Raw genomic sequence first — 9806 nt, 5'->3', positions numbered from 1 at the left:
TTTATCTTTATCCGAAAATACCAAGTCACGAATTAACGTTCTATTTAAATAACCATTTTCTAAAATAACGTTTTCTGAAAAAAGAGCTTGAACTTGTTGAATAACTTCTTTAGTATTCATTATTTCTTTCGCAGCTTCATCGGCAATATAAACAGGAACTCCTTTTGAAGCAAAATACGTTGCTACAGTTGTTTTACCTGTTCCAATTCCACCAGTAAGTCCAATTATTTTTGTCATTTTATTTTTTAAAAAATAATTTTGGAAAAGCAATCTCAGGTTGTTGTTTTAAAATATGAATTTTAAGAAATGAAAGTAAAAATCCTTTTCCATATCCATAAAACTGAATTATTGTTGCTACCAAACTATATAAAGCGATTTCAATAGATTTATTTTGAAATAATGAAGAAAAAAACAACATTATAAAATAAAAACCGTACACAAATAAAAGATAAGGAAAATTGAAAATTGCAACTAAAACAGAAAACAAAAACCCTACTAAAAACAAAGTTGGAAACCAAAATGTTATTTTAGCATATTCTGGATACCAAGAATTTAAGATTGGTCTTGCTAAACCGAATTTATTTACTTGCGTATAAAATTTATTCCAATCGATTCTTCGTTTATGATATACAAAAGCTTTGGAAATTAATTTTGTTTTATACCCTAATTTCCATAATCGAATAGACAAATCAGGATCTTCACCAGGATGAATATTTCCGAAACCTTTTGATGCTTCAAATGCATTTTTAGATAAGCCCATATTAAAACTTCTGGGTTGAAATTTATCTAATTTTTCACTTCCGCCTCTAATTCCACCTGTAGTTAAAAAAGAAGTCATAGTGAAATTTATGGCTTTTTGAATATTTGAAAAAGAATGCAAAGCTGCATCTGGGCCGCCAAAACAATCTACAAAATCTTTTTTTAATTCTTCATCAACAGTTTGAATATAATTGTCTGGAATAATACAATCTGAATCTAAAATGATAAAATAATCACCTTTAGCCATTTTCATTCCATAATTTCTGGAATCACCTGGACCTGAATTAGGTTTAAAATAGTAACTAACATTTAAGGTTACATATTTTTGAATTATATGCTCACACGTAATTGTAGAACCATCTTCTATAATTACTATTTCATAATTAGCTGTATAGGTTTGTTTTGATAAACTTTCTAAAAGTTCATCAATTTCATCAGGTCTATTAAAAATAGGTATAATTAAAGAAAATAGCATGGTCTTGTTTTATAAAAACAAAGATATATATAAAAACAAAAAAGTCCCGATAAATCGGGACTTTTAAGTAAAAAATTATTTAAAATAATTATTCTTTAATCACTTTTATAGAGTGTACTGTATCATCTACAGTTACATTAACAATATAAACTCCTGCATTTAAAGCAGACATGTTAACTTGTACATCATTTGTATTTGCATTTGCATTTACAACTTCTTGACCTAATAAGTTAATTACTTTTACATTACTAATAGCTGTTTTGTATGATAAATTCAATACATCTTTTACTGGATTTGGATACGCTACAAAGTTTGAAGTATCAAAACTTGCAGCACTTAATGATGCATCATATGCAGAAACTTGAAATGTTCCAAAAGCATTATTTCCATATTCCCAAAATCTAACATATAACACCTCACCTGGTGTTCTATTTGTTAATGAAATCATTGAAAATGAACCATTAGCTGAATCATCATCATCACATTCTACTAATACCAAAGTACTACATGGACCAGAATAAACAGCCATACCTGAATCAGAAATAGGTGAGCCTGTAACAGATGCAGAATCGAATGTAATGCTACCAGATGCTGGCACAACTACAGAATACCATACATCACCACCAGAATAAGATGCACATCCTGGAGCAGGAGCGCCTGCAGATGCTGTTGATCCAATATTAGTTCCAACTAAAGGATTTGTTGCGAATGTAGCACCTGGAGTTAAAACAGTAGCGGTAGCACAATTATCATTCACTGGAGGTGTTGCTAATGTAGTAAAAGTAACTGTACTCCATGTACTAAATGTTCCTGTAGCACAAACAGAACGAATATGAAAATAATAAGTTGTTAATGGAGTTAAAGCCGAAGCCGCATAAGTAATACCATTGATTGCCGTACCAGAACCTGTTGGGGATGTTGCAACTGTATTTAAAACATATTCATATCCTAAAGCTGCGCTTGGAACTGCTGACCATGAAATATTAGCAGCGTTATGAATTATACCCGAAACTGAAGCATTAGGAGTTGGACATGAAGGTGATAATTTTAATTCAACATCATCAAATGCTACATAATTTGGAGCAAAATTTGGTTGATTTACTCTAAATGCAAAATAATACACTCCAGATGTTGTAGGAACAAAAGTACGTGTAATGTTAGCATATGGTTGAATAGCTAAAGTACCAGTTCCAGGAACATTATACGTACCACCTAACTGAGTAGCACCTGTAGATACTTGACTAGAATTTACAAAATAATCTACAACCCATCCAATACCACCATCACCTTGAATCCAAGAAGAAAAATCGTATGAAGTACCTGCTGTTAATTGGAAACCTGGTGTCCACATGTATTCATTTGTAGCAGACCATGAATCTCTTAAATATTTTGTACCTGATTTTGGAGTATTATCAAGAGTAGAATCTGAAGTTGCATAATCTCCATTTTCTTCAAACCAACACGGAGGAATAGCTGGTGTAGTTACAGATTCAAAGCCTTCTGTCCAAGGTAATGTAGTAACTGGCGCACATTGTGTAGTGAATGTTTGAACTGACCATACACTAAATGAACCTGAACCACAATTTGCTCTTACATATAAGTAATATGTAGTTTGTGGCGTTAATCCTGTTAAAGCTACAAATGTAGTTGTAATTGCTGTACCCGCACCTGTTGGTGGTGTAGCAGAAGTTGAAATAACATATTCATAACCAGAAGCTGCTCCAGACATTGCATCCCATGATGTAGCTGCTCCTGTTGCAGTAACTCCTGAAACAACTAAATTAGTTGGTTGTGGACATGCTGGAGATAAGCGGATTTCAAAGTTATCAAAAGAGAAATCAATATCTGCAGCTCCGTCAGCTGTTCCTTCAACTGCTCTATATGCAAAACGAACGGTTTGTCCTGCATAAGCATCTAAATCAATAATATTTGGAACACCTGCAGGTGCTGGTACATTTGTATTATTATAAGTGTACAATGGAGTCCAGTTTGTTGTTCCTGTAGAACTTACTAAAACTTCTACAAAATCATCAGCTTCCCAGTTAGTTACAGCTGTAGTTACACCATAATTTGCAGCTGCAGCATCAAATTTTAATTCATAACCTGTTGCAGGAATTGTAAATTGAGGAGAAATAATCCAATCATTAGCTGAAGCAACAAATAAGTTATACTTAACAGCTCCAGTAGTTCCGTTATTTCCTAATCCAGCTGCAAACCAGTTACTAGTTCCGAAAGTTGCCGGACCAGCAGTTAAACTACCATTATCACCTTTTATCCAACATGCACTTGGTAAAAAAGTATTAAAGGGTTCTAAAACAGGAAATGTAGTTACTGGGGCACAAGCCGTAGTAAATGAAGCAGGTCCTGTCCATGGGCTAAATTGTGAAGATCCACAATTTGCTCTTACGAAAATATAATATGTTGTGTTAGGTAATAATCCAGTAATACTTGCAAAACTAGATGTTGTAGCTGTACCCGCCGCCGTAGGCGCTGTATTAGATGTTGATACAACATACTCATAGCCAACTGAAGGTACTGGATTTGTTGCATCCCATGAAATATCAGCAGTAGTAGAAGCAATATTAGCATAAACTATATTTAATGGCTCAATACATGTAGGTGTTAATCTAATTTGAAAATTATCAATTGAAAAATCAATATCAGCACCACCATCAGTAGTTCCTTCTATAGCTCTAAAAGCAAATCTAACATTTTGACCTGCATATGCATCTAAATCTAAAATATTTGGTGTAGCTGTAATACCAGGCTGATTTGAATTATTATATGTAAATAGTGAAGTCCAATTTGTTAGCCCACCACCAGTAGAAACTAATACCTCTATAGAATCATCAGATTCCCATGGTGTTGTTGGTGCCGTTGTAGCAAAAAATTGTACAGCTGCTGCATCAAATTTTAATTCATAACCTGAAACAGGTATATTTATTACCGGAGAAACTATCCAATCATTAGCTCCTGTTGTAAATATATTATTTCTAATTGCCCCAGTCGTAGCACTATTTGCCAAACCTCCTACTACCCAGCCAGATCCAGTAGTTGCCGTTGGCCCTGTAGTTAAATCACCACCAAACATATTTAACCAACAATTTGGTAAGAAAGTATTATAAGGCTCTAATAAGGGCGCATTTAAAATTGATGGCCCTATACTCAATGCAGTTGATGCTGTTGTAACTCCAGAACATGTTACATTACAATAATAGCTACCTGTTGAAGAAACGGAACTAACAACATAATTTGATGAAGTTGCTCCACTAATAGCAGTACCATTTAGATACCATTGATAAGTAACCCCTGAACCTAAAGTAGGATTTTGCAAACCTAAAGTTGCTGAACTTCCAAAGCAAATTACTGAGGGTGATACGGTAGTGTTTCCTGGTGCAGGAGTTCCTGTACAAGGTGAATTAGTAAATGTTAACTGTGTGTTATATATTCTTGTTTGACTAGCCGACAAAGCGCCAGTTATAGCAACACTATTAGATGTTCCTACTGCTTGAGCATTTGTAACTGTAGTATACATCCAAGCAAAAGAACCAGTCGAAGCACTTCCAGTTCCGGTATTCACTGACCAGTCTACAGCAGTTTCAATAGAACCTCCTGAATAAACAAAAGGAGTTGTGAAAGTAAATTCTACCCAACCAGCTGTTGTAGGAAAAAAAGCAGGCTGTATTGAAGTATTTGTAAATACATTTGTTGAACCTGTTGTCCAAGTTGTAAAATTATCAGTTGTTACTAAAGAAGATGCAGTTGAATTTTTCATGAATAAATTCAATGTAGCAGATCTTCCAGTAGCAAGTGTATTCGTATCATTTTTATAAAATGCCAACTTAGTAATAGTTGATCCTGCTGTTATTCCAGCTGCAGCTAAATCAGCAGCTGTAAGCAACTGTACACTTTGCGAAAAATTAAAACTACTAGAAGCACTTGAACGATAAATAGGAGTACCATTTGTTCCTGAAGCAGAAAGAGTTCCTGCACCAATCGTAACGGTTGTTTGAGCAGTTATATGCCAACAGGTAAAAAGGGCAAATAACCAGAAAGTAATTTTTTTCATTATTATAAATTTTATGTTAGTATGGTAAATAAACAAAAAAAAAAAACATATTAATTAACAATTGTTAATTAATCGATAAAATGAATTAAAAAATCGATGAAAAACAAAAAATCCCGAAGTCTCGGGATTTTTTAACAATTAGTTGCTAATTTGTTATTTGATACTTGGAATAAATACCATTTCTGCTGTATCTGCCTGATAATTTACACCTTCAAAACCAAATCCGAATAAACTATCAAAATCTTTCTTATAACCTGCTAAATCTCCAATTTCAGATAAATTTTCAGTAGTAGCTACTTTCCATAATTTAGCAACTTGTTCTTGAACGTCATCGCGCATTTCCCAATCGTCAATTCTAATTCTTCCTTTTTCATCTGTTGGAATGGCATTTCCACTATATAATCTATCTGAATATAAACGTTGCATTTGCTCAATACAACCTTCGTGAATACCTTCTGCTTTCATAGTTTTATATAATAATGAAATATATAATGGAATTACTGGAATAGCTGAACTTGCCTGTGTTACCAATGCTTTATTAACAGAAACATATGCTTTACAGTTTACACTTTCTAATTGTTTTGTAATTTCAAAAGCCGTAGCTTCCAAATGGTCTTTTGCACGACCTATTGTTCCTTTTCTATATACCGCTTCAGTAACTTCTGGTCCTATGTATGAATACGCTAATGTCATTGCATCATTTGCTAAAACACCAGCTTCTTTCAAAGCATTCATCCACATTGACCAATCTTCACCACCCATTACCACAACTGTATTGTCAATATCATCTTGATTTGCAGGTTCGATAGAAACTTCTGAAACATTTCCAGTATGAAAATCAACTGTTTTGTTAGAAAATTTTCCACCAATTGGTTTTAAAGTAGAACGGTGTAAAACTCCTGAAACAGGATGCATACGAACTGGTGAAGCCAAACTATATATTACTAAATCTACCTGACCTAAATCTTTTTTAATTATGTCAATCGTTTGTTGTTTTATTTCATTTGAAAAAGCATCTCCATTAATACTTTTCGCATATAATCCTGCTTTTTCAGCTTCCATTTCAAAAGCAGCAGAATTATAATATCCAGGCGTAGCTGTTTTTCCTTCGCTTGGTTCTTTTTCAAAAAACACACCAATAGTAGCAGCATCACAACCGAATGCACTTGTAATTCTTGACGCTAAACCAAAACCAGTAGAAGCACCAATTACTAAAACTTTTTTTGCACCCTCAATTTTTCCTTTTGATTTTACATAGTCAATTTGATTTTTTACATTTTGAGCACAACCATCTGGGTGAGCAGTTAAACATATAAATCCACGCATTCTTGGTTCGATAATCATAATTTTATATTTTTATTGTTGTTGTATTTAAAAACTTGATACAAAAGTATACATTTTAATTTAATAATGTTTTAGCGTGCGATAGTGCCGAATCTGTAATTTGCTTGCCAGATAACATTTCTGCAATTTCAATAATTCGTTCTTCAGAATTTAATTTTACAATTTTTGAAATCGTATTCTCTGCAATAGTTTCTTTTGAAACTTTATATTGCGAATCACCTTTTGAAGCAATTTGCGGTAAATGTGTAATCGCAAAAACTTGTCGGTTGGCACTCATTTTTTTCATAATTTCTCCCATTTTTAATGCGATTTCTCCGGAAACTCCAGTATCTATTTCATCAAATAAAATGGTAGGTAATTTAGAAAAATCAGCTAAAATTGCTTTGATTGCCAACATAATTCTTGACATTTCTCCACCTGAAGCTACTTTTTTAAACGAACCCAAACTGGTTCCTTTATTAGCCGAAAACAAAAGTTCTAATTCATCTGTTCCGTTAGAAAGAAATGAATTTGAAGTGTTTAATTCCATTTTAAATTGCGAATCTGGCATACCTAATTCATACAAAATAGCAGAAATTTTAGAAATAAAAACAGGAATGGCTTCACTCCTATTATCTGATATTGTTTTAGAAATAGTGTTCAATTCAACTGTTTTCTGACTTAAATAATCCTTTAGTTGAAGTATTTTTTCATCTAAATTGTCTACTAAAAGTACTTTTTCTGAAAGATGATTTTGTATTTCTAACAAGTCTTCAATTGAAGTAACTTGATGTTTCTTTTGTAAATCGTAAATAGTTTGCAGTCGATTTGAAATAAATTCTAATCGTTCTGGATTATAGGTGTTTTTTTCGGCTAAATGAAATGTAGTATCAGTAATATCCTCTAATTCAATTAATGTAGATTGTAATCTTTCGAATACTTCTGAATACGAGGAAGAAAACCCAGCAATTTTTTGCAATGCATTTTTACAATCTTTAATCGAAGAAATAAATCCAAATTGCTCGTCAGTTGCACTTGAAACTAATTTACTTAGCGTTTCGGTAATTAATTCAGAATTATTTAAACTCAGTAATTCGCCCTCTAATTCAGATTGTTCCTCCGGTTTTAAATTTACTTGTTCTAATTCATTTAACAAATGTAAATTGTATTCTTGCGCTGTAAATAGTGTGTTTTTATCCGAAATTGCCTGTTCTAATTCTTTAGATTTTAGCTTAAAATCGGATAATAAAATGGTGTATTCATTTAGATTTTGGGCATTTGAACCCATTGCATCTAAAATTGAAATCTGATAATTTTGCTGTTCCAATTCACGCGTTTGATGCTGAGAATGAATATCGATTAAATTTTCTGCTAAAAGTTGTAATTCTGATAAGTTAACAGGCGTATCGTTAATAAATGCACGAGATTTTCCAGAAGGTAAAATTTCACGTCTAATAATGGTTGTGTCTTCGAAATCTAAATCATTCGCTTCAAAAAGGGATTTTAAATTGTATTTTGAGATTTCAAAACTGGCTTCCACTACGCATTTTTTTTCTTTATCTTTTAGGGAAGATAAATCGGCACGATTTCCCATAATTAAACCCAAAGCACCTAATAATATCGATTTTCCAGCACCTGTTTCCCCTGTTATGGTAGCAAACTGATTGGAAAAATTAATATTAAGTTGCTCAATTAAGGCATAATTTTGAACTGATAAAGATAAAAGCATATTACCTTATTTTATTCCATTTGGAAGAATTTAACGGAGAAATGGTGGCTAAATTTTCTCTGACTTTAACTGTGTCAATACCAGGACCGCCATTAAAAATATCTACAATTTCGTCTGTTTTAGTATCAAAAAAGGTTCTTGCTAAAAGCGAATTTGGTCTTACTTTGTGTACTTTAAGTAAAGTATCTATAGCATTAACAATACCTAATTTTCCTTGTTTTAAATCGTCAGCCATTTTATCTAATCCATTGATGTGATATTCATACAACGTTTCTCTGTATGCATCAAATGTATTTGACATTAAATCTGAAATCAAATTAAACCGTGTTGTTTTTTTACCCGTTTGCACCCAACCAGAAAAACCACTCGATTGTGCTACATTGGTAATATTTAAAGCGGTTTCATAAGAATCTGTTCCACCTTTATCTGAAAAAGTATCTGCATCAGAAGCGATAATTACATTGGCATAAAAGGATAAAATCGAAACTAAATTTGATGTAAATGCATTTTGATCATAAATTAAATTTTCAAATTCAATGTATTTAAAACTTACATCTTTATCGTTAATATTTAGAATTGGAGTAGTAAATGTACTATTATAAACGGGACGTGATGAATTTACTTGCAACGACGCTTCGAAATTATTGCTTTCAAATTTAGTTACGATGAAGAAAAACGAACAATTTATTTTTTCATTTTGTTTCACTACTTTTTCGGAAAATTTAGTATTATTCAAAAAATCGAAAACCTGTTTTTCTAAATTCTTAAAAATCTGAGGATTTACACTGGTAACTTGATCAGTATTTATAGATACAATAGCTTTTAATTCTTGCGAATTAGCACAAAAAACACTTAAAAAAAGGAATACTAAAAATTTAATTCGCATATTTTTTTACAATTAGGTTAACAATATCTTCGGCAACTAATTCTTTTGATTTTAATGGAATATCAAATATATTAAATTCTTTATCAATAAAAGTAACTTTATTGGTAGGTTTTCCAAATCCAGCACCTTCATCGTTTAAAGAATTTAAAACGATAACATCTAAATTCTTCTTTTGGATTTTACTTTTAGCATTCTCAATTTCATTTTCTGTTTCTAAAGCAAATCCAATTAAAAATTGATTCTTTTTAATTTGACCTAAAGATAATAAAATATCTTGATTCTTTTCTAATTCTATAGTAAACGTAGCTTCATCCTTTTTTATTTTCTGAGAAGCAATATTTTTTGGTTTATAATCGGCAACAGCTGCTGCTGCGATTACGACATCTGTATTTTCAAAATAGTGATGACAAGCAGCAAACATTTCGTCAGCTGAAGTAACTCTGATAATTGACACTAAACTATGATTCAATTGCATATGAGTTGGACCTGAAACCGATACCACTTCTGCACCTAAATTAGCCGCTGTAAGCGCAATATCGCATCCCATTTTTCCTGTAGAATGATT

7 protein-coding genes are annotated in these 9806 nt (G+C 32.2%); all 7 read right to left on the bottom strand.

Features of this window, described 5'->3' with window-relative positions:
• Positions 1-237: dephospho-CoA kinase (gene coaE, locus ABWO04_RS07795; protein ID WP_353078861.1), on the bottom strand; the 237-nt coding region annotated here is incomplete at its 3' end.
• Between the two features lies 1 nt (position 238).
• Positions 239-1234, bottom strand: a complete 996-nt coding sequence (locus tag ABWO04_RS07790; protein ID WP_353078860.1) for a glycosyltransferase family 2 protein — start codon at positions 1232-1234, stop codon at positions 239-241.
• 88 nt (positions 1235-1322) lie between these two features.
• Positions 1323-5303 carry a fibronectin type III domain-containing protein gene (locus ABWO04_RS07785; RefSeq protein ID WP_353078858.1) on the bottom strand — a complete coding sequence of 1327 codons (3981 nt, stop codon included), beginning with the start codon at positions 5301-5303 and terminating at the stop codon, positions 1323-1325.
• A 153-nt stretch (positions 5304-5456) separates the two neighbouring features.
• Positions 5457-6647 carry an enoyl-ACP reductase FabV gene (gene fabV, locus ABWO04_RS07780; RefSeq protein ID WP_353078857.1) on the bottom strand — a complete coding sequence of 397 codons (1191 nt, stop codon included), beginning with the start codon at positions 6645-6647 and terminating at the stop codon, positions 5457-5459.
• Between the two features lie 55 nt (positions 6648-6702).
• The gene (gene recN / locus ABWO04_RS07775; protein WP_353078855.1) at positions 6703-8355 is read right to left on the bottom strand and encodes a DNA repair protein RecN; all 1653 of its coding nucleotides are present in this window, start codon (positions 8353-8355) and stop codon (positions 6703-6705) included.
• A gap of 1 nt (position 8356) precedes the next feature.
• Positions 8357-9241 carry a type IX secretion system protein PorD gene (porD, locus tag ABWO04_RS07770; protein ID WP_353078853.1) on the bottom strand — a complete coding sequence of 295 codons (885 nt, stop codon included), beginning with the start codon at positions 9239-9241 and terminating at the stop codon, positions 8357-8359.
• Positions 9231-9806 (bottom strand): phosphopantothenoylcysteine decarboxylase domain-containing protein (locus ABWO04_RS07765; RefSeq protein WP_353078852.1); only part of this gene is annotated, 576 nt, incomplete at its 5' end. The genes porD and ABWO04_RS07765, both read right to left, overlap by 11 nt.

Source organism: Flavobacterium sp., from assembly GCF_040382755.1.
Lineage (GTDB): Bacteria > Bacteroidota > Bacteroidia > Flavobacteriales > Flavobacteriaceae > Flavobacterium.
Note: the sequence above shows the minus strand (reverse complement) of the source record. Positions and strands in the feature narration are given on the sequence as shown.

Coding starts and splice junctions, on each gene's coding strand:
- fabV (WP_353078857.1), bottom strand. CDS start 6,647: ATGATTATCGAACCAAGAATGCGTGGATTTATATGTTTAACTGCTCAC.
- recN (WP_353078855.1), bottom strand. CDS start 8,355: ATGCTTTTATCTTTATCAGTTCAAAATTATGCCTTAATTGAGCAACTT.
- porD (WP_353078853.1), bottom strand. CDS start 9,241: ATGCGAATTAAATTTTTAGTATTCCTTTTTTTAAGTGTTTTTTGTGCT.
- ABWO04_RS07790 (WP_353078860.1), bottom strand. CDS start 1,234: ATGCTATTTTCTTTAATTATACCTATTTTTAATAGACCTGATGAAATT.
- ABWO04_RS07785 (WP_353078858.1), bottom strand. CDS start 5,303: ATGAAAAAAATTACTTTCTGGTTATTTGCCCTTTTTACCTGTTGGCAT.